The organism is Streptomyces sp. NPDC053048, assembly GCF_044547045.1.
In the GTDB taxonomy this organism is placed as follows: Bacteria; Actinomycetota; Actinomycetes; order Streptomycetales; family Streptomycetaceae; genus Streptomyces.
Genome location: NZ_JBITZS010000009.1, coordinates 172,567 through 191,758, shown reverse-complemented (window position 1 = coordinate 191,758; position 19,192 = coordinate 172,567). Strand labels below are relative to the sequence as shown.

14 protein-coding genes, 1 tRNA gene and 1 pseudogene are annotated in these 19,192 nt (G+C 74.1%); 8 read left to right on the top strand and 8 right to left on the bottom strand.

All coding sequences use genetic code 11. From position 1 onward, the window contains the following. Positions 1-30 precede the first annotated feature (30 nt). The gene (locus ACIG36_RS24630; protein WP_399931675.1) at positions 31-1,206 is read right to left on the bottom strand and encodes an anti-sigma factor family protein; all 1,176 of its coding nucleotides are present in this window, start codon (positions 1,204-1,206) and stop codon (positions 31-33) included. Next, positions 1,203-1,769, bottom strand: a complete 567-nt coding sequence (locus tag ACIG36_RS24625) for a sigma-70 family RNA polymerase sigma factor (RefSeq protein ID WP_399931673.1) — start codon at positions 1,767-1,769, stop codon at positions 1,203-1,205. The genes ACIG36_RS24630 and ACIG36_RS24625 overlap by 4 nt, the downstream gene beginning before the upstream one ends. A gap of 385 nt (positions 1,770-2,154) precedes the next feature. On the opposite strand from ACIG36_RS24625, the gene ACIG36_RS24620 reads away from it, so the two are divergent. Continuing rightward, positions 2,155-2,529, top strand: a complete 375-nt coding sequence (locus ACIG36_RS24620; RefSeq protein WP_399931670.1) for an STAS domain-containing protein — start codon at positions 2,155-2,157, stop codon at positions 2,527-2,529. 67 nt (positions 2,530-2,596) lie between these two features. Here the strand turns inward: ACIG36_RS24620 and ACIG36_RS24615 are convergent, their stop codons facing one another. Further along, positions 2,597-3,751 (bottom strand): sensor histidine kinase, encoded by a 1,155-nt coding sequence (locus ACIG36_RS24615; RefSeq protein ID WP_399931667.1) that lies wholly within the window; start codon positions 3,749-3,751, stop codon positions 2,597-2,599. Continuing rightward, on the bottom strand, positions 3,748-4,413 hold the full coding sequence (locus ACIG36_RS24610; RefSeq protein WP_399931664.1) for a response regulator: 666 nt from the start codon (positions 4,411-4,413) through the stop codon (positions 3,748-3,750). The genes ACIG36_RS24615 and ACIG36_RS24610 overlap by 4 nt, the downstream gene beginning before the upstream one ends. Positions 4,414-4,601: 188 nt before the next feature. On the opposite strand from ACIG36_RS24610, the gene ACIG36_RS24605 reads away from it, so the two are divergent. Then, positions 4,602-5,447 (top strand): DUF4344 domain-containing metallopeptidase, encoded by an 846-nt coding sequence (locus ACIG36_RS24605; protein WP_399931661.1) that lies wholly within the window; start codon positions 4,602-4,604, stop codon positions 5,445-5,447. Positions 5,448-5,490: 43 nt separating this feature from the next. Here the strand turns inward: ACIG36_RS24605 and ACIG36_RS24600 are convergent, their stop codons facing one another. Further along, entirely contained in the window at positions 5,491-6,873 is a 1,383-nt protein-coding gene (locus tag ACIG36_RS24600) for a helix-turn-helix domain-containing protein (protein ID WP_399931658.1), read from the bottom strand. Between the two features lie 78 nt (positions 6,874-6,951). Between ACIG36_RS24600 and ACIG36_RS24595 the strand changes: the two genes are divergently transcribed. Further along, positions 6,952-8,283: an alpha/beta fold hydrolase gene (locus tag ACIG36_RS24595; protein WP_399931655.1), complete on the top strand. Its 1,332-nt coding sequence runs from the start codon at positions 6,952-6,954 to the stop codon at positions 8,281-8,283. 132 nt (positions 8,284-8,415) lie between these two features. Further along, complete coding sequence (locus ACIG36_RS24590; RefSeq protein ID WP_399931652.1) at positions 8,416-9,720, top strand: M64 family metallopeptidase; 1,305 nt, start codon at positions 8,416-8,418, stop codon at positions 9,718-9,720. A 36-nt stretch (positions 9,721-9,756) separates the two neighbouring features. Here ACIG36_RS24590 and ACIG36_RS24585 read toward each other — a convergent pair whose 3' ends face one another. Together ACIG36_RS24585 and ACIG36_RS24580 are read right to left on the bottom strand one after the other, a co-directional pair. Then, positions 9,757-10,935, bottom strand: a complete 1,179-nt coding sequence (locus tag ACIG36_RS24585; protein WP_399931649.1) for a winged helix DNA-binding domain-containing protein — start codon at positions 10,933-10,935, stop codon at positions 9,757-9,759. A gap of 139 nt (positions 10,936-11,074) precedes the next feature. Continuing rightward, positions 11,075-11,147: transfer RNA gene (locus tag ACIG36_RS24580), tRNA-Arg, on the bottom strand. 140 nt (positions 11,148-11,287) lie between these two features. Between ACIG36_RS24580 and ACIG36_RS24575 the strand changes: the two genes are divergently transcribed. From ACIG36_RS24575 to ACIG36_RS24560, 4 genes and pseudogenes are all read left to right on the top strand, one after another. Further along, a complete protein-coding gene (locus ACIG36_RS24575; protein ID WP_399931647.1) occupies positions 11,288-12,886 on the top strand; it encodes a serine/threonine-protein kinase in 1,599 nt (532 codons plus the stop codon). Positions 12,887-12,938: 52 nt separating this feature from the next. Further along, a pseudogene (locus tag ACIG36_RS24570) lies at positions 12,939-14,574 on the top strand (serine/threonine-protein kinase). A 58-nt stretch (positions 14,575-14,632) separates the two neighbouring features. After that, positions 14,633-16,246, top strand: coding sequence for a succinic semialdehyde dehydrogenase (locus ACIG36_RS24565; RefSeq protein ID WP_399931645.1), 1,614 nt, complete (start codon positions 14,633-14,635; stop codon positions 16,244-16,246). 16 nt (positions 16,247-16,262) lie between these two features. Further along, on the top strand, positions 16,263-18,044 hold the full coding sequence (locus tag ACIG36_RS24560; RefSeq protein WP_399931642.1) for a GMC oxidoreductase: 1,782 nt from the start codon (positions 16,263-16,265) through the stop codon (positions 18,042-18,044). 570 nt (positions 18,045-18,614) lie between these two features. On the opposite strand, the gene ACIG36_RS24555 is transcribed toward ACIG36_RS24560, so the two are convergent. After that, entirely contained in the window at positions 18,615-18,902 is a 288-nt protein-coding gene (locus ACIG36_RS24555) for a chorismate mutase (protein WP_399931639.1), read from the bottom strand. Between the last annotated feature and the right edge of the window lie 290 nt (positions 18,903-19,192).

Here is a 19,192-nt window from a genome sequence, read left to right as displayed (position 1 = left end):
CCAGGCCCGTCGGACGCGTGTCGATCTGCGTCAGATGCGCGTCAGTGACGCCGTCGCGTACAGGACGTCGCGCACCGCTTCCGCGTCGCCGAGGGAGCCCGCGGCAGCTTCCTCCGGTGCGACGTGGCCCGCTGCCAGCCGGCAGAACTCGACGCCGTCGAGCGCCACATGGGCGACCTCGCCCTCCCGGCTGCCGATCGCACCGGGGGAGTCGAGAGCGATGTACCAGTGGCCGCCGCCGCGTCCCTCGATCTCCAGGTGCAGGGCGCGGCCCGGCGTACCGGCCGCGACGAGGGTGCGCGGCGGCGGGGCCAGGCCCGCGCGGCGCCGCCCGGCGATGGCGGTGGGCAGCATCCGGGCCGCGAGGTCGATCATGTCGTGGAGGTGCGGCGAGGACGGCGGCTCGTACGGGTAGTCGATGGCGTCCGCGATGTTCCCCGCGTGCACCCAGCAGCCGAACGCGCGCTCCAGGAGGGCGTCGCGCAGCGGCAGGCCGAAGGGCCCGTACTCCACCGTCAGGCCGGCCACGCGGCCGCCGCCGAAGGAGACGGTCCGTATCAGCGAGCGGCCCTGCTCGCGCCAGGCCGCGTGGATCCGCGAGGGCGGCGCTTCGCCCGGACACTCCGCCTCGTGGGCCCGGCCGTGCTCGTCCGGCCCGTCGGCGGGCGCCGGCTCGCGCGCCCCGGCCAGGCCCAGGGCCTCGGCCACGATGCCGTCCACGGCCGTCAGGTGGCCGATGACGCCGGCCACCGTGATGTCGCGTTCCGGGGAGCGCCGTCCGTCGGGCCGGTTGAGGCGCACCGGCGTGTGCCATTCCGTCTCGCCGATGTCGTGCAGCAGGGCGTCGAGGCGGGCGGTCTCCGCCTCGTAGGGCGCGGCCCAGCCGGGGACGGGGATCCGGGCGGGCCGGCGCACCAGGGCGCCCGCCAGCACCCGTGAGCGCAGGGTGGGGTCGAGGTCGAGCCCGTCCTCGGGGTGCAGCAGGGCGACCGCGTCGCGCAGCCGGACGGCCTCCTCCGCGCAGCCGGCGCAGTCGGTGAGATGGCTCTCGACGGCGGCGGTCTCCTCGGCCGAGCAGGCGGCCAGCGCCCAGGCGCCCAGCAGTGACTTGAGCACCGGGTGGGAGCGCGGGGCGCGCGTTCGCGGCACGCGCGCGGGGGACGTCCGCGCGGCGCCGTCGTCGTCCGGCCGGGGTGCCGTGCTCATCGCACCGCCGCCTCACCGCCGGGCGGCGAGACCGCGCGGGGCGCGTCGTGGGCGGTCGACAGCAGCTGTAAACCGAGCCGGAGCCTGCGCCGGGCCTCGTCCTCCGTGACGCCCAGCCGGGCGGCCGTCTGGCGGTAGTCCAGGCGGCGGAAGTAGGCGAGGTCCAGGGCGGCCCGCAGGGGCGCGGGCATGGAGGTGACGATGTAGTCGGCGCGGGCGGCGGCGGAGGCGGCGCGGACCTTCTCCTCGATCTCGGCGGCCGACCGCTCGCCGTCGTCGTGGGTGCGCCGCAGCCGGCTGACGGCGTGCCGGCGGGCGAGCCCGGCGATCCAGGAGCGCAGCGGGCCCTGGCGGGGGTCGTACTCCTCGGGGTGCTCCCAGACGTGGGAGAACACCTCGCGCGTGACGCGGTCGGCGCCCGCCTCGTCGTCGAGGATGCGGTGGGCCAAACCGTGCACGAGGGAGGGGAAGCGGTCGTAGAGCTCGCCGAGCGCGGCGGCCTCGCCGTGGGCGAGCCGCTGCTGCATCTTGCGGTCCCAGCGCGGTGGTGCGTCGGTCGTCATGCTCGGCCCCCTCCGTACGTACTGCTGTACGCCCTTGTCACCGAATGTATCGGCCGGGTCCGACAGCGCACGAGCGTTTGGGGCGAAACCCGGGAAGCACCCGCCGGGCCCCTGCAGCGCATGGTATTGCCACCGTCACTTTGGGTCGATCTGCGCGATCGGTACCGATCGTACGTGGCCGAATGTGCCGATGTGTTATGCGGGTGTGACCGGATCTAGGGGGATTCGGCGTTCGAGCTGGGCATAGGCTCAACAGTGGTCGGCTTGTACCGCGTCCGAGACTGCGGTGTTTCACGCGGCGCCCCACGGGGGAAGCGCCAGGCAGCCACACCGCGGAAGGGTCCATTCCATAGGAACGACAGACCGAGTGAAGGGGCTCGAGCGCGTGACGTTGAAGGTGTTGGAGCACGAGCAGGGGGACTGGGCCGTGCTCCAGGTCTGCGGCGAGATGGATCTGGTGACCTCACCCTCCGTCCGGCAGCATGTGCACGACGCTGTCGCGGACGGTCGGCGGAGTCTGGTGCTCGACCTCGGCGAAGTGCGTTTCTGCGACTCCAGCGGGGTGGGGGTGCTGATCGCCGCCCGGCGCCTGATGCGCTCCTGTCAGGGGCGGCTGCGGCTGATCCTGCCCGCCCAGGGCGCGGTCGAGGGCTCGCACGTCAACAGGGTGCTCGCGGCGCTGGGCGTGCGCCGCCTCTTCGACGTCTACCCGGACCTCGACAGCGCCACCGAGGAGACGGCCGGCCCGCTCTCCGCGTAGCCGGCCCGCTCTCCGCGTAGGAGACGCCGGCTGCCGGACCGTCGGCCGTCTGCTCCCGCGGCGAGTGCTACTCCCGCGGCAGGCGGGCCCGCACGAGGAAGCCGCCCTCCCGCGTCGGGTGCGCCTCCAGCGTCCCGCCGAGGCTCTGGGCCCGCTCGCGCAGCCCGACCAGGCCGTGACCGCCGCCGGGCAGCTCCGGTGCCGGCACGGCCGCGTCCGCCGGACCGTTGCGGATCTCCACCAGCAGCCCGCCGGCACCGTCCCCGGCGACGCGCACCGTCACCTTCGCCCCGGGCGCGTGCTTGCGCACATTGGTCAGCGCCTCCTGCACCGTGCGGAACGCGGCCCGCTCGACGGCCTCGGAGTACACGGTCTCCCGGTCGCACGCGTCCTCGAACGCGACGTCCAGCGCGCTCAGCTCGATCAGCCGGGGCAGGTCCGCCAGCCGCGGCTGCGGGGTGAGCTCCTCGGTGTCGGCGCCGGCCGCGCGCAGGATGCCGACCATGTGGCGCAGCTCGTCCAGGGTGCGCACCGACAGCTCGCGGATGGTGCGGGCGCCGGCGCGGGCCCGGGTGTCCTCGGTGCTGATCTGCACGGCCCCGGCCTGCAGGCTGATCAGGCTGACCTGGTGGGCGACGACGTCGTGCATCTCGCGGGCGAGCCGGGCGCGCTCGGTGGCCAGGACGCGGTCGGCGAGCAGCCGGTCCTCGCGGGCCCGGCTGCGGGTGAGTTCCTCGAGCCGGTCGGCGAGTTCGCGGCGGGTGCGGGTGAGCAGGCCCAGCGCGATGGGGGTGGCCGCCACGACGAAGGCGTCGACGAGGTTGACGGCGAGCTGGCGGCGGTCCGTCAGCGGTAGGTCCGAGACGGGGTAGGGCACGAACTGGGCGGCGGCCATCAGCAGCCCGGCCGTGCCCAGCAGCCACCGGTCGGGCCGCCGGGCCGCCACCGTGTACAGGGCGATCATGGGCGCGATCCAGACGTACGCCAGGTACATGCCCGGCAGGGTGGCCGCGAAGACGGTGGCGGGGAACCGGCGCCGCCACAGCAGGGCCACCGCCGCCAGCAGCGACACGCCCAGCTCCGTGCTCGGGTCGGCGCCGTTGACCAGCAGGGCGTCCGCGGCCGCGATCAGCGCGGGCAGCACCACCGGCGCCCAGGACGGCAGCCAGGCGGGCAGGGAAGCGGGCAGGCGGGCGGGCGGGGGCGCGTCGGCGGGCTTCATCGCCCGCTCCGCTGCTCGCGCGCCGCGACCAGTCCCGCCCGGTCGGCCACGATCGCGGCCTGGACCCGGTTGAGGCCGCCCAGCTTGCCGAGGACCGCCCGGACGTGGTCCTTGACGGTGCTGGGCGCCAGGCCCATCCGTTCGGCGATCTGCGGGTTGGCCAGGCCGGCGCCGAGCAGGGCCAGCACCTCGCGCTCGCGCGGGGTCAGCGCCTGGACCGCCTCGGCGGCCGTGGCCCCGGCGTCGGCGGCGAGGTAGCCGCCGATGACCGCGCGGGTCACGCCGGGGTCGAGGACGTTGCCGCCGGAGGCGAGGGTGCGCACGGCCCGGACGAGCTGTTCGGGGTCGGTGTCCTTGAGCAGGAAGCCGGCGGCGCCGCCGCGCAGCGCGGCGGCCAGGTACTCGTCGGCGTCGAAGGTGGTGAGCATGGCCACGGCGGGCGGGTGCGGCAGGGCGCGCAGGCGGCGCAGCACGGTCAGGCCGTCGACGTCGGGCATCCGGATGTCGAGGAGCACGACGTCGGGCGCACCGAGCAGCACGGTGTCCACGGCCTGGCCGCCACCGCAGTCCGCGACGACCTCGATGTCCGGGGCCGTGCCCAGGATCATCCGCAGCCCGGACCGGACGAGCTGTTCGTCGTCCACCACCGCAACACGGATCACCGACCGTACCTCTTCCCTGTTCCACCGGGGCCCTGACCGCCCTGGCCCCTCCAGCCTGCCGCACCGGAGGGGAAAAGCGGAGTCGAGGACTCCCACCCTTGGGCCCGGTCACCCCCGCCGACCGGCGGGGGTGGTCCTGGACTCACGGTGGATTCCCTTCGGGTGATCCGACCGGCAGAGTGCAGTCCATGCTGCACCATGCGGGGACCGGCCCCCGGACTCCGGCCCGAGCGCGGCGCGCCCGCGCGCTCGTCGCCGCCGGCGTCTGCACGGCCGCCCTCGCGACCGGCTGCGGCACCCAGTCGCAGGCCGCCGCGCCCCCCACACGCGGCGGCCTGTCCGTCTCCTACCAGGCCCCCCGGGGCGGCGACGCCGACGAGCGCGCGTTCCTGCGCGGCCGCGGGCTGCCGGAGAAGGTCGCGGCGGACCTCAACAAGGCCGTGCGGCTGCCGGAGCCGGTGGAGATCGTGGGCCGCTCCTGCAAGAAGGACGACATCCCCGAGTACGACCCGGCAGGCGGGCGCATCGTGCTGTGCTACGGCTTCATCGGCGAGGTGCGCTCGATGTTCGAGGCCGACGGCGACGCCGACCCCGCGGGGCGCACGGCCGGGGTCGTCACCGAGACGCTGTACCACGAGGCCGCCCACGCCCTCATCGACAAGCTGAACCTGCCCTTCACCGGCCGTGAGGAGGACGTCGCCGACCAGTTCGCGGCGTACCGCCTGCTGCGGCAGGGCGAGGCGGGACGGGCCGCGCTGCTGGCCGCCGCCGACAACTACGACCAGTACGCGCGCGAGAGCGACCCGGCGGACGCGGACCCCTCCGACGAGCACGCCCCGGACGCCGTCCGCAGCGCCAACTACCGCTGCTACCTCTACGGCTCCGCGCCCCGGCGGGACCGGGCCAGGGAGCGCCGGAGCCTCGTCGACGGCAAGCGGCTCACCAAGGAGCGCGCCGAGCTGTGCGAGGAGGAGCACCGGGATCTGCGGCGCGGCTGGGACCAGCTGCTCGCGTCGCACACGAACGACCGCTGACCGGCCCCCGTGAGGGGAGGGCCGGTCGGCGGTCCACAGCGGGCTACGGCCGCGGCCAGGACGGCGGCGCGGTGGGGGCGGGCCCCAATGTGGTGGTGCCCGGCGCGGCCCGGTGGCCCAGCCCCGTGCGGTACGCGTCCAGGGCGGCCTCCGTGCGGCCCGTGCGCCGCAGCAGGTCGCCCAGCAGCCGGCACAGGTCGGCGAGGTCGCCGGCCGCGCCCGTGCGCTCCAGCAGGGACAGCGCCGCGCAGTAGTGCTCCTCGGCGGCCTCGGTGTCGGCGCGCTCCTCGGCGATGAGGCCCAGTAGGCGGTGCGCGCCGCCCGCGTGGACGGCGCCGCGCTCGGCGCCCAGCGCGGTGGGGGCGAGCAGCGGGCGCAGCAGTTCCTCGGCCTCGGCGGCCTTGCCCCTGCGCCGCAGCACGTCGGCCAGCTCGACCTCGACCTGCACGGTGAACAGGGCGGCGCGCTTGGACGCCAGCATGTCGCGGGCGGTGCGCAGTTCGGTCTCGGCCTTGCGCAGATTGCCGTCCTGGGCGTGGACGTAGCCGCGCATCCAGTGGCAGTGGGCCAGTTCGGTCCGTATGTGCAGCTGCTGGTAGAGCTCCTGGGCCTTGGCCAGGGAGGCGTCGGCGTCGGCGATGCGGCCCTCGGCGATCAGGGTGCGGGCGACGCCCCGGTGCATGCCGGCGACGAGCGCGGGGTTGTCGACCTGGGGGGCGAGGGCGAGGGCGAGCTCGGCCGCGTGGGCGGCACGCGCGTGTGCCCCCATGTCCATGTAGGGGGCGATGGAGGCGGTGTACAGCAGCAGGAGGGCGTCGGGGTCGTGCATGCCGGAGGCGTTCAGTTCGTCGACGGCCGTCTCCAGCAGGTAGCAGGCGTAGCGCAGTTCGCCTGCCAGCAGGTGGGCGGTGGCCCGGCCGCGCAGGGCCGGGACGCGGCGCGGCAGCGGCTGGTCGGAGAGCAGGGCCTCGGCCTCGGCGAACAGGTCGCGGGCGTCGGTGAGGTCGCCGGTCTCCAGCGCGCAGTCGCCGAGCCCGAGCAGGGCGGTGAACTGCTCGGTGACCAGGCCGAGGGAGGCGGCCTCGGCGCGCAGGGCTCGGAAGAGCGCGGCGGCGTCCTCGGCGTCGCCGGTGGCCAGGGTCCGCCGGGCGTCGGTGAGCCGCAGCCGCAGCTCGGTGGCCAGGTGCGGCGGCCGGCCGGTGGCGAGCTCCTCCACGGTGATGCCCAGGCGGCCCGCCAGGTGCCGCAGAGCGGTCTCGGAGGGCCGTACGCGGCCGGCCTCCAGGGTGGAGACGTACGCGGCCGTGTAGGCGGGTTCCGCCAACTGCTTCTGGGTGAGTCCCTTTTCGGTACGCAGCCGCAGTACGCGGCGGCCGATGTCGGAGGGCTCGTCCGCCCGTATGCCGTGGGTGCTGTTCTCGGCCACTTCCGCCCCTCGGTACATTGCGCCGTGATTCAAGCCGTGCAGTAAATCTGCTTACGTGAGGATGTAACCGTGTCATCCGTGCCGAAGTTGCCCGGGGTCACCCGGGCGGGGGACGAGGCTGTCACCTTCCGTCAGCCCGGACTCGTTCTCACCGACCGCTTCTTCGACGTGCCGCTCGACCACGGAGCACCGGACGGCGAGCGCATCCGCCTCTACGGCCGGGAGGTCGTCGCCTCGAGCCGCGCGCACGAGCGGCTGCCCTGGCTGGTCTTCCTGCAGGGCGGCCCCGGCTTTCCCGCCGGGCGGCCCGTGGGCCGCGAGAACTGGCTCGACCGCGCGCTGGAGGACCACCGTGTCCTCCTCCTCGACCAGCGCGGCACCGGCCGCTCCACGCCCGCCACCCGGCAGACGCTGCCGCTGCGCGGCACCCCGGAGAGCCAGGCGGACTACCTCGCCCACTTCCGGGCCGACTCCATCGTCCGCGACTGCGAGTACATCCGCCCCCGGCTGACCGGCGGCCGGCCCTGGACGGTCCTCGGGCAGAGCTTCGGCGGCTTCTGCGCGCTCACCTACCTGTCGTTCGCCCCGGAGGGGCTCGAGCGGGTGATCATCACCGGCGGACTGCCGTCCCTGGACGCCGACGCGGACGCCGTCTACCGCGCCGCCTATCCGCGCATGGAGCGCAAGAGTCTCGCGCACTACGCCCGTTACCCCGGCGACGAGGCCGCCGCCCGGCGCATCGCCGAGCACCTGGCCGAGCGGGAGGAGACGCTGCCGGACGGCTCGCTGCTGACCGTCGAGGCCTTCCAGCAGCTCGGCATCCTGCTGGGCACCGGCGACGGCTCGCACCGGCTGCACTACCTCCTGGAGGACGCCTTCGTGCCGACGGCGGGCGGGCCGCGCCTGTCCGACGCCTTCACCGAACAGGCCGCGGCGGTGCTCTCGCGCGCCGCCAGCCCTCTCTACACCATCCTCCATGAGGCCATTTATGCCCAGGACGGACGGGCGACGCACTGGTCGGCCGAGCGGATACGCGCGGAATTCCCCCAGTTCGAACGCCACTTCGAGGCCGGCGGGCGCTTCCTGTTCACCGGCGAGACCGTCCACCCCTGGATGCTGCGCACCCAGGCCGCCCTGCGCCCGCTGCGCCACACCGCCGAACTCCTCGCCGAGCGCAAGGGCTGGACGCCCCTGTACGACGCCGCGCGCCTGGCCCGCACCACCGTGCCGGTGGCCGCCGCCGTCTACCACGACGACCTGTACGTCGACACCGGGCACTCGCTGAGCACCGCACGGGCCGTCGCGGGCCTGCGGACCTGGGTGACGGACGAGTACGAGCACGACGGCCTGCGGGCGAGCGGCCGCGTGGTGCTGGACCGGCTGCTGCGGCTCGCCGACGACGAGGCCTGAGGCGGCACTTCGGCCATCACTCGCGCGGCATCCATTGTCATGAACCTCCCGAGCCTCTACGTTGAGCGGCACCTTAACGCGACTTAACTCGCCACTTAACAGGCGGGTTTCGGTTTCGGGAGGAAACCCCCCATGCACCGACGAATATCCCTCGCGGCGGGCGCGGCCGCCCTGGTCGTCCTCGCCGCCGGCACCACGGCGACCGCCCACGCAAGACCGGACGGCCCGCCTCCGCGTCCCCAACCCACCCAGCGGGTGGAGTACTTCACCGAACCCGGCGGCCACCCCCGCCACACCACCGTCCCCGCCCCCACCGGCACCGCCCACCCCCTGCGCCCCTGGGTCAAGGGTGACGGCAAGGTGACTCCGGTAGTGAACAACGGCCCCGTGGGCACCAAGCTCGACGTCGTCTTCATCGGCGACGGCTACACCGCCTCCCAGCAGGACGCCTTCCACGCGGCCGTGCGCACCAAGTGGGCCAGGATGTCGGCCGTCGAGCCCTACGCGTCCTACCGGGGCCTGTTCAACGTCTGGGCCGTCGACGCCGTCTCGCGTGACTCCGGCGTCTCCGGCGACCCCGTCCAGGGAGTGGTCAAGGACACCGCCCTGCGCTCCGGCTTCTACTGCGACGGCATCGAGCGGCTGCTGTGCGTCGACACCGCCAGGGTCGAGTCGTACGCCGCCAAGGCGCCCGCCGCCGACCTGGTGGTGGTGCTGTCCCACTCCGCCAAGTACGGCGGCGCCGGCTACAACGACGTCGTCTCCCAGGTCGGCTACGACGGCATCGCCACGGCCTCCTCCGACCACGACAAGTCCGACCAGGTGGCCGTCCATGAGACCGGCCACTCGCTGGGCAAGCTCGCCGACGAGTACCAGTACGACGAGTACGGCACCTACACCGGCCCCGAACCGGCGGACGTCAACACCAGCACACTCGACGCCGACCGGATGACCGCGCAGCGCCGGAAGTGGCACCGCTGGATCGGCGAGACCTCGCCGGACGGCGGCACGGTCGGCACGTACGAGGGCGGCGGCTACTACCCCAAGGGCCTCTACCGCCCCACCGAGAACTCGATCATGCGCTCGCTGGGGCGCGAGTTCAACCTGCCCGGACGCGAGGCGATGATCGCGGGCTTCTACCGGCACGCGCGCGTGCTCACCAAGGCCCCCGGCTCGGACGGCGACACGGCCGGCCGCGGGCAGCGCGTCGGCGTGCGGCTGCCGGTGGCGACCACCGAGGTGCGCTGGTACGTCGACGGCCGCGAGGCGCGCGCCGCCCGGGGCCGCACTTCGGTCGTCCCGCGCACGCTCGGCGTCCCCGCCGACGGCCGCCCGCACACCCTGACGGCGGTGGCCGTCGACCGCACGGACGCCGTTCGCGACCCGGAGGCCGCCAAGCGGCTGACGGGCCGGGTGTCCTGGCAGATCACCCGCTGACGCCCGCCGGGCGATGACCGCCCGGCGGACCCGGGCTCAGCGGACCAGCTCCCGCTCCAGCGGCGTGCGGAAGCGCGGTGTGACGCGGACCTCGCCCACCCACGCGGACAGCCGCCCGGCCTCCGCCGCGATCGCGGCGGAGGCGTCGCGCCCGACGTCCGTCAGGGCCCGCCACACGATCTCGCCGTCCGCCCGCTGCGCCCAGCCGCCGACGACGCGCCCGTTCCACCACACGGTCGGCCCGATGTTGCCCGCCCGGTCGAAGAGGAACGGCACGTGCCCCGGGTCCAGGTACCAGTCCCGCACCCGCCACCCCATGGCGGTGGGGTCGAGGCCGGGCAGCAGTGCCGCCCAGTCCCCGGTGGGCCCGGCGTCCTCCAGGTCGTCCGGCAGCGCGAGGCCGGGGCCCGCCGCGAGCCGCACGGGCACGGCCCCCGCGTCCGCCAGTGCCGCCCGGGTGTCGCGCAGCGACCAGCCCGTCCACCACTTCAGGTCCGCCTCCGTGGCCGGCCCGTAGGAGGCGAGCCAGCGGCGCGCCAGCTCCGCCTTCGCCTCGCGCACCGGAAGCTCCGGCAGCGGGGGCGCCGCGGCCCACGGATAGAGGCTGCTCGTCCACGAACCGCGCGGCCGGCCGCGCCGCACATGACCGTCCGAGGCCAGCAGCCGCAGCACCCGGCTGCCGACGCTCTGGCGGCCCTCGTACGGCTTGCCGGGCGACATCAGGAGCGTCTCCCGGAGCGCGGGGACGTCCCCGGCCAGTTCTCTCGTCGTCGCCTGGCCGCGCGCGGCCAGCGCCTCGAGCGTCGCCCGCTCGGCCGCGGCGAGCCGGTCCTCGTCCCAGGGCTCGCCGCCCTCGGCGTGCTGCCGCAGCACCTTCAGCAGGGTCACCCGTTCCCGCTGGGCGATCGCGCGGGCGGTGGAGGAGCCGACGCAGGGGGCGACCCGCGTGCTCACCGCGAAGAGCGTGCGCCGCATGGAGAGCAGCTTCACCAGCGTCACGTCCTCGTACAGCCCCCGCTCCACCTCCCGGTGCGAGGGCTCGGCGAGCCGCGCGCACGCGGAGAGGTGGACGGTCGCCGGGTCGCTGGCGTGCAGCGCGACCAGGGCGTCGGCGACGTCCTCGACGGTGGCGGCGCGGTGGCCGGGGGCCAGGAGGTGGCGGTGGGCGAGGCGGGCGCGGCGCTGCTCGTCGGCGATGCGCGGGGCGGTGGTCATGGGACGACCGTAGAGGGGAAGGCGGCCGGATCCTGTCCTATATGGCAGGCAGTCGGCGAGAAGCCGGAGCGGCCGGATGCGAGCGGCCGCACATGCGGAAAGGGAGCCGGATCGTGATCCGGCTCCCTTTCGTGGAGTGTGCGCTCGGCAGGATTCGAACCTGCAACCTCTTGATCCGTAGTCAAGTGCTCTATCCGTTAAGCTACGAGCGCTCGGCCCCGGAGGTTTTCGGCCATCCGGTCGGCGTTGCGGGAACAACTGTACATGAAATGTTCCGGTGCTCTTGCGCGCCCAGGGTGAAGCGGCCGGTACGAGCCCGGCTCGGCCCCACGTCGTGGGGCAAGATGTGGTTATGGGCACCTTCGCTGCACACGGCGGTCTCATCGCCGGGCGGTATCGGCTCGTCCGGAAGATCGGGCGCGGCGGGATGGGCACGGTCTGGCGGGCCACCGACGAACTGCTGGCCCGCGAGGTGGCGGTCAAAGAGCTGCACGTGGACGACCAGCAGTCGCCCGAGGCCGCGCAGGTCCAGTACGACCGGATGCTCCGCGAGGCCCGCGCGGTCGCGCTGATCAGACACCCCAACGTGATCGTCATGCACGACATCGTCGAGCAGGACGGCCGTCCCTGGATCGTGATGGAGCTGATCGACGGCCGCTCGCTGTCCGGGCTGCTCTCGGCGGAGGGCCCGGTCACGCCGCCGGAGGCCGCCCGGATCGGCGTGGCGATGCTGGGGGCGCTGCGCGCGGCGCACGCGCGCGGGGTGCTGCACCGGGACATCAAGCCGCCGAACGTCCTGCTGGAGGCGGCGACGGGCCGGGTGGTGCTCACCGACTTCGGCATCGCCCAGGTGTCGGGGGCCACGACGATCACCGAGGCGGGGGCGTTCGTCGGCTCGCCCGAGTACACCGCTCCCGAGCGGATGTCGGGCGGGCGCGCGGGGCCCGAGTCGGACCTGTGGTCGCTGGGTGTCCTGATGTGCACCGCCCTCAACGGCGAATCGCCCTTCCACCGCGACTCGTTGGGCGGCATCCTGCACGCCGTCGTCTACGACGAGATCCGCCCTCCGGAGGCGGCCGGGCCGCTGCTGCCGGTCGTCCAGGGCCTGCTGGAGCGCGACCCGGCCCGCCGCATGGGCGCGGACGACGCGGAGCGGCTGCTGCGCGTCTATCTCGACACCGGCAGCGTCCCGGCCGTCCCGGAGCGGTACACGCCGACGCGTACGGACGTCCCCGCCGTCCCCGCTGCGCCCGCCCCGCCCGCCGCGGCCCCGGCCGGGCTGCGGGCGCGTACGGCCCTGCTGGCGGCGGTCACAGTGGTGACCCTGGCCGGCATGGGGGCGGGCGTGGCCGCGCTGCTGATCGACCGGGGGACGGGTTCCACCGGCCGGGTCGACGCGCGGCCCGGCGGGACCGTCACCGCCGGGCTCACCAAGCCGCCGCCGGCGCCCGATCCGCCGGCCAGCGCGTCCGTCACCGCGCCCGCCGGCTACCACTCCGTCCAGGACCCGGCGGGCTTCGCGCTCGCCGTCCCCGACGGCTTCATCCGTTCCTTCGAACCGCCGCGCGTCTTCTACTACTCGGCGGGCAAGGAGTTCCGCATCGGCGTGCTGATCCAGGACGTGCAGGAGGGCGGCCCGATCGGTGTGATGCGCAGCTCCGCGGCGCTCGCCCCGGACCGCTACCCCGGCTACCGCGACGGCAAGGTGGAGCGCGCCGAGCACAAGGGGCACCGGGCGGCGTCCTGGGAGTTCAGCTGGGACGGTTTCGACGCGGGCTCGGGCAAGGCTCCCACCGGCGCCCGGCACACCTACGACCTCGCCTGGGACGAGGGGGACAAGATGTACGACGTGTGGGTGTCCTCGCCGGCGGGCCGGACGTCGGAGGGCCGGCGGTACTTCGACACCGCGCTGTCCACCTTTGTCAGGACGAAGCCGGTCTCATCCCCTTGACCGCCGCTCTTCGAGGTGCGGCCCGGGTACGGCGCTTGGTAATGATGGGGCCATGACGAACCACGGGGGATGGGCGAGCGGGCCCACCAGCTACGATCTCCAGCCGCCGACGCCGCCGGCGGGCAATCCGTACGTACCCACGCAGCACACCGCCGCCGCCCCCGACCCGGGTGCCGGGCGGCTCATAGGCGGCCGGTACCGCCTGACGTCCCGCCTCGGCCACGGCGGCATGGGCACCGTCTGGAAGGCCCGCGACGAGGTCGTCGACCGGGACGTCGCCGTCAAGGAGCCGCGCGTCCCGGACAACGTGCCGGAGACCATGCGCCAGAACGTGTACCAGCGCATGCAGCGCGAGGCGCGCGCCGCGGCCCGCATCGACCACCCGTCCGTCGTCACCGTGCACGACGTGGTCGTCGAGGACGGCCGCCCGTGGATCGTCATGGAGCTGGTGCGCGGGCGCTCCCTCGCCGACCAGCTTGCCGAGGGCACCCTGGACCCGCGCGAGGCGGCCCGCGTCGGGCTCGCCGTGCTGGGCGCGCTGACGGCCGCGCACGAGGCGGGGGTGCTGCACCGCGACGTGAAGCCCGACAACGTCCTGCTCGGGCGCAACGACCGGGTCGTGCTGACCGACTTCGGCATCGCGACGATCGAGGGCGAGCAGGGCCTGACCGAGACGGGGGCGTTCGTCGGCTCGCCGGAGTTCGTCGCCCCCGAGCGGGTGCTGGGCCGGCGGCCCGGCCCGGAGTCGGACCTGTGGTCGCTGGGCGTCGTGCTGTACGCGGCGGCCGAGGGCATGTCGCCCTTCCGCCGCTCCAACACGCACGACGATGCAGGCCATCCTGTCGGCGGAGCCGCAGACACCGGCGCACGGCGCGGGGGCGCTCGCCGGGATCGTCATGCAGCTGCTGAGCAAGGACCCGGCGGCCCGCCCGACGGCCCCGCAGGTGCGGCACGCGCTGGAGTCCGTCGTCCGGCCGCCGGCGCCGCAGCAGCCGGTGTTCGCCCCGGCGGGCGCCCGCCCGGCGGGCAGCAAGTGGGTGCCGCCGGTGCTGTCGGGCAACCGCAAGGCGCAGTGGGGGCTCGGCGTCGGCGTGGTGGCCGTGGCCACCGCCGTGACGCTGCTCGTCGTCAACCCGTTCGCGGTAGGGCCGGCCATTCCGCTGCACTGGAAGGTCCGGGACGAACCCGAGATCGTCAAGGCGTCCCTGGCGGTTCCCGAGGACTACGTCAAGGAGGTGAACGCCAACGACGGCTGGGTGGCCTTCCGTGACCCCAGCGGCGTCTTCTCCCTCTACCTCACCCGCGAGACGGAGGAGAAGCGGAGCAAGAACGTCTCGGACTGGCAGCCGAAGGACGTCGCCTCCGCCGAGACCGAGGTCCAGCGCATCGCCGACCAGCGCAAGGCCGGCAAGGGCGACGCGACCTCGGTCAACGACCCGCAGTCGACCACGACCAAGGTCTCCGCCCATCAGGGCATGGAGGCGGCCGAAGTGGTCACCGTCTTCCGCAAGTCCGGGGACAACGAGAAGGACCCCAAGCGTGCGTGGCGCACGCAAGCCATCGTCAACAAGGCCGGGAACACCGCCTGGTTGCTCGAGGTGCGGATGCCCGCCGCCGGCCAGAGCCGCAAGGACGGCGACAAGCTCTTCGACACCGTCCTCAAGCACCTCAAAATCCAGGACCAGTGACGCATTCGGGGTTACCGGCAGGTACCCAAAGCGTCCGAGCCGTCATACGCTCACCCGCATGACGGACACGCAGGACACTGGAACAGTCGCCGGTGGCAACCCGGTTGCCCCGGCGGGCACCCGCACAGCAGCCGATGTCGTCACCCCGGAGCTCGTCGCCCGCCTCACGCGCGCGGTGGTGAGCTCCGGCGGCACCACGGCCGGCCACACGCCCTTCACCGGGCGGAAGCTGGCCGACCTGCCGCAGTCCACGCTCGATGACGTCGCCACCGCGTTCGCGCGGGCCCGGCACGCGCAGCGCGCCTGGGCCGAGGCGCCGCCGCGCCGGCGGGCGGAGGTCCTGCTGCGCTTCCACGACCTCGTGCTGGCCCGCCAGTCGGAGATCCTGGACCTGATCCAGCTGGAGACCGGCAAGACCCGGCTGCACGCCCACGAGGAGGTGCAGGCGGTCGCCGTCGTCGCCCGGCACTACGGGCGGGCGGCCGCATCCTACCTGCGGCCCAGGAGCCGGCTCGGCGTGCTGCCGGTCCTCACCAAGGCAACCGAACTACGCCGGCCGCGCGGCGTCATCGGGCACATCTCGCCCTGGAACTACCCGCTCGAGCTGTCCGCCGGCGACGCGCTGCCGGCGTTCGTCGCGGGCAACGCCGTCGTGATGAAGCCCGACACCGGCACGGCCCTGACCGCCCTGTGGGCGCGCGACCTCCTCGTCGAGGCCGGCCTTCCCGAGGCCGTCTGGCAGATCGTGCTCGGCGAGGGGCCCGTGGTCGGCCCGGCCGTCGTCGCGCACGCCGACTACGTCTCCTTCACCGGCTCCACCCGCACCGGCCGCGAGGTCGCGCGGGGCGCCGCCGACCGCCTCATCGGCGCCAGCCTCGAACTCGGCGGCAAGAACGCCATGCTGGTGCTGCGCGACGCCGACCTCGACAGGGCCGTGGCGGGCGCGGTGCGCGGCTGCTTCTCGTCCGCCGGTCAGCTGTGCATGTCCATCGAGCGGCTGTACGTCCACTCCTCCGTGGCCGACGAGTTCCTGCGCCGCTTCGCCGCCCGCACCAGGGCGCTGCGGCTGGGCACGGCCCTGGCCTACGGCGCCGACATGGGCTCGCTCGTGTCGCGGCAGCAGCTCGAGACCGTCACCCGGCACGTGGACGAGGCCGTCGCCAAGGGCGCCACCGTCGTCACCGGCGGCAGGCCCCGGCCGGACGTCGGGCCGCTGTTCTACGAGCCGACCGTTCTGGAGGGCGTCGAGCCGCCCATGGCGGTCTGCACGGAGGAGACCTTCGGCCCGGTGGTCTCCGTCTACCGCTTCGACGACGAGGACGAGGCGGTACGGCGGGCCAACTCCACGCCGTACGGCCTGAACGCGAGCGTCTGGACGAGGGACGGCCGGCGCGGCCGCGCCGTCGCCGCGCGCGTGCGGGCCGGGACCGTCAACGTCAACGAGGCGTACGCCGCCGCCTACGGCAGCGTCGGGGCGCCGATGGGCGGCATGGGCGACTCGGGCCTGGGGCGGCGGCACGGCGCCGAGGGCATCCTGAAGTACACCGAGGCGCAGACGGTCGCCCAGCAGCGCCTCCTGCCGCTGGGACCGGCGTTCGGGATGGACGACGAGCGGTACGCGCGCGTGATGACAGGCGGGCTGCGGGTACTGAAGGCACTGCGGGTGCGCTGATCCGACGGAGGCTGTGGTGGCACCGTACGACTACGACGTCATCGTCGTCGGCTCCGGGTTCGGCGGCTCCGTCGCCGCCCTGCGGCTGACCGAGAAGGGCTACCGCGTCGGTGTGCTGGAGGCGGGCCGCCGCTTCACCCGCGAGAGCCTGCCCAGGAACTCCTGGGACCTGCGCAACTACCTGTGGGCGCCGGCCCTCGGCCTCTACGGCATCCAGCGCATCCACCTGCTGGGCAACGTCATGGTGCTGGCGGGCGCCGGCGTGGGCGGCGGCTCGCTCAACTACGCCAACACCCTCTACGTCCCGCCCAAGGCCTTCTTCGACGACCCGCAATGGGCCGGCATCACCGACTGGGAGCGGGAGCTGGGCCCGTACTACGAGCAGGCGCGGCGCATGCTGGGCGTGCGGCTCAACCCGACCATGACGCCCTCTGACGTCCACCTGAAGGCGGCGGCCGAGCGGATGGGCGTGGGGGAGACCTTCCACATGGCGCCGGTGGGGGTCTTCTTCGGCGACGGCCGCGACGGCGACGGCACGGTGCGGGCGCGGCCGGGCGAGGAGGTGCCCGACCCCTACTTCGGCGGGGCGGGCCCGGCCCGCCGGGCCTGCCGGGAGTGCGGCGAGTGCATGACGGGCTGCCGGCACGGGGCGAAGAACACCCTGGGCGAGAACTACCTCCACCTCGCCGAGCGCGCCGGGGCCGTCATCCGGCCGATGACCACGGTCGTGGCCGTCACCGAGCACCGCGACGGCGGCTACCGCGTGCTGACCGTGCCCACCGACCGGCGGCGCACCGCGCGCCCCCGGGTGCTGCGCGCGGAGCGGGTGGTGCTGGCGGCCGGTACGTACGGCACACAGACGCTGCTGCACACCATGCGCGACCGCGGCCTGCTGCCGCGGATCTCCGGCCGGCTCGGGGTGCTGACCCGTACGAACTCCGAGGCGCTGGTGGGCGCCGGCACCACCGTCCGCCGCTACCGCCGGGCGCACGGCGGCGAGCCCGACTTCACCCGGGGCGTCGCGATCACGTCCTCGTTCCACCCGGACGCCGACACCCACGTCGAACCGGTCCGTTACGGCCGGGGCTCCAACGCCATGGGCGCCCTGTCGATCCTGCAGGTGCCGGTGGGCACGCGCGCGCCGCGCGCGCTGGCGTTCGCCGCCCGCTGCGCGCGTCATCCGGTGCAGCTGCTGCTCTCGCTCTCCAACCATCACTGGTCGGAGCGGACGATCATCGGCCTGGTGATGCAGTCCCTGGACAACTCCCTGACCACCTACCGGCGGACCAGACGTCCCGGCAGGGGCCTGCTGACGGCCCGGCAGGGGCACGGGGCGCCCAACCCGACGCAGATCCCGGCGGCCGCCGAGGCGGCCGGCCTGATCGCCCGGGAGATCAACGGCTATCCGGGCAGCAACGTCGGCGAGCTCATGGGCACCCCGCTCACCGCCCACTTCATCGGCGGCTGCCCCATCGGCCCCGACGCGTCGCGGGGCGTGATCGACCCGTACCACCGGCTGTACGGGCATCCGGGCATCTCGGTGGTCGACGGGGCGGCCGTCTCCGCGAACCTGGGCGTCAACCCGTCCCTGACGATCACGGCGCAGGCGGAGCGGGCCATGTCGTTCTGGCCGAACAAGGGCGAGACGGATCGGCGTCCGGTGCAGGGCAGCCCGTACCGGCGGCTGGCCGCGATCGAGCCCCTGCACCCGGCCGTGCCCAAGGACGCCTTCGCGGCGCTGCGGCTGCCGCTGCTGCCGGTACCGGAGGTGCCGCCGAGGGCGCCGGAGGGGCCGTAGCGGGCTCACGGGCCTCCTGCACGGCGAAGGGCCCCGGGCCGGTTCCGCGGGGGCTGCGGGCGGCCTCGGGGCCCTTGACTGCCGGCACCGAGGTCAGGGCAGGGTCGGTGCCGCGGAGCGGCGCCGGGGGGAGCGCCGCGGGCTTTCGGTGGTTGAACCAATGGCGGTACGGGACAAGGGGTTTGGCGTGTCCTCGTGTTCCCTTTGCATCGTGCGGGATACCCGGCTCCGGGCGCAACCGTTTCGACCGGATACGGTCGGTTCCAGGCGTCCCTGGAACCGACCGTCCCTTGGGTGGCGGCCGGGCTGCTGTCCCCTGCTGACCGGTCGCCTCGCCGCCAAAGTGAGGTCCCACGACGCGCGTGCTCGCGCGTCTCACACTCCGGCGGATCCGCCCTGTCGTTGCCGGGCGCCCGATGAACAGGGACGGAAGCCACGCGTGGATTTCGGAGGGCCGCTCCTGGCTGGCGCGACACCGGTATCAACGGAGATGATCAGTTCGCGGTCACGCGCCGTACGGGTGACGGCGGCCGAACTCGGGTGCGGCCGGTGAACGGTTATTGAACGGACTCAGACGCGACCCCGGCACAGCTCGAGCAGGGTCATGGCCAGGGCGGTGCCGGGCCGGCCGAGCTGGTCGCTGTAGTGGCCGAGGACCTCCATCTCGCGGGCGAGGTTCACCCGGCGCCCGCCGGAGGCGATGCGCTCGCGCTGGATCACCGCCGAGACGGCCATCCGCTCCTGCACCAGCCCGATGATCCGGCCGTCGAGATCGTCGATCCGCGCGCGGGCGTCGGTGATCACTCCGGCGGCCTCGGCGGTGCGGGCGGCGGGCTTGGCGGCGGTCTTGGCGCTCATGTGTGTTTCTCCAAAGGGGCGCGGCCCCCGGAGCCGACGGACCCGGGAAAAACGACAGGCGCCCCGGGCCTTGTCGGCCCGGGGCGCCTGGGAAGTCGCTTGTCAGTGGCTCAAGCAGCACGACCATGGCAGCCGGACGGGCCGGTGCCATAGGTAAAGACGAAGGTCGGGAGCTTGCGCATGGCGGACAGTATGGCCCGGAAGCGGCCCCGGGGCCAATGCGCATTCGGATGGTGAGACAAAAGCAAGCACCCACGCCCCGGTAGAATCGACAAATACAGACCCCCACC

Coding starts and splice junctions, on each gene's coding strand:
- ACIG36_RS24585 (WP_399931649.1), bottom strand. CDS start 10,935: ATGACCACCGCCCCGCGCATCGCCGACGAGCAGCGCCGCGCCCGCCTC.
- ACIG36_RS24565 (WP_399931645.1), top strand. CDS start 14,633: ATGACGGACACGCAGGACACTGGAACAGTCGCCGGTGGCAACCCGGTT.
- ACIG36_RS24590 (WP_399931652.1), top strand. CDS start 8,416: ATGCACCGACGAATATCCCTCGCGGCGGGCGCGGCCGCCCTGGTCGTC.
- ACIG36_RS24555 (WP_399931639.1), bottom strand. CDS start 18,902: ATGAGCGCCAAGACCGCCGCCAAGCCCGCCGCCCGCACCGCCGAGGCC.
- ACIG36_RS24605 (WP_399931661.1), top strand. CDS start 4,602: ATGCTGCACCATGCGGGGACCGGCCCCCGGACTCCGGCCCGAGCGCGG.
- ACIG36_RS24575 (WP_399931647.1), top strand. CDS start 11,288: ATGGGCACCTTCGCTGCACACGGCGGTCTCATCGCCGGGCGGTATCGG.
- ACIG36_RS24615 (WP_399931667.1), bottom strand. CDS start 3,751: ATGAAGCCCGCCGACGCGCCCCCGCCCGCCCGCCTGCCCGCTTCCCTG.
- ACIG36_RS24630 (WP_399931675.1), bottom strand. CDS start 1,206: ATGAGCACGGCACCCCGGCCGGACGACGACGGCGCCGCGCGGACGTCC.
- ACIG36_RS24625 (WP_399931673.1), bottom strand. CDS start 1,769: ATGACGACCGACGCACCACCGCGCTGGGACCGCAAGATGCAGCAGCGG.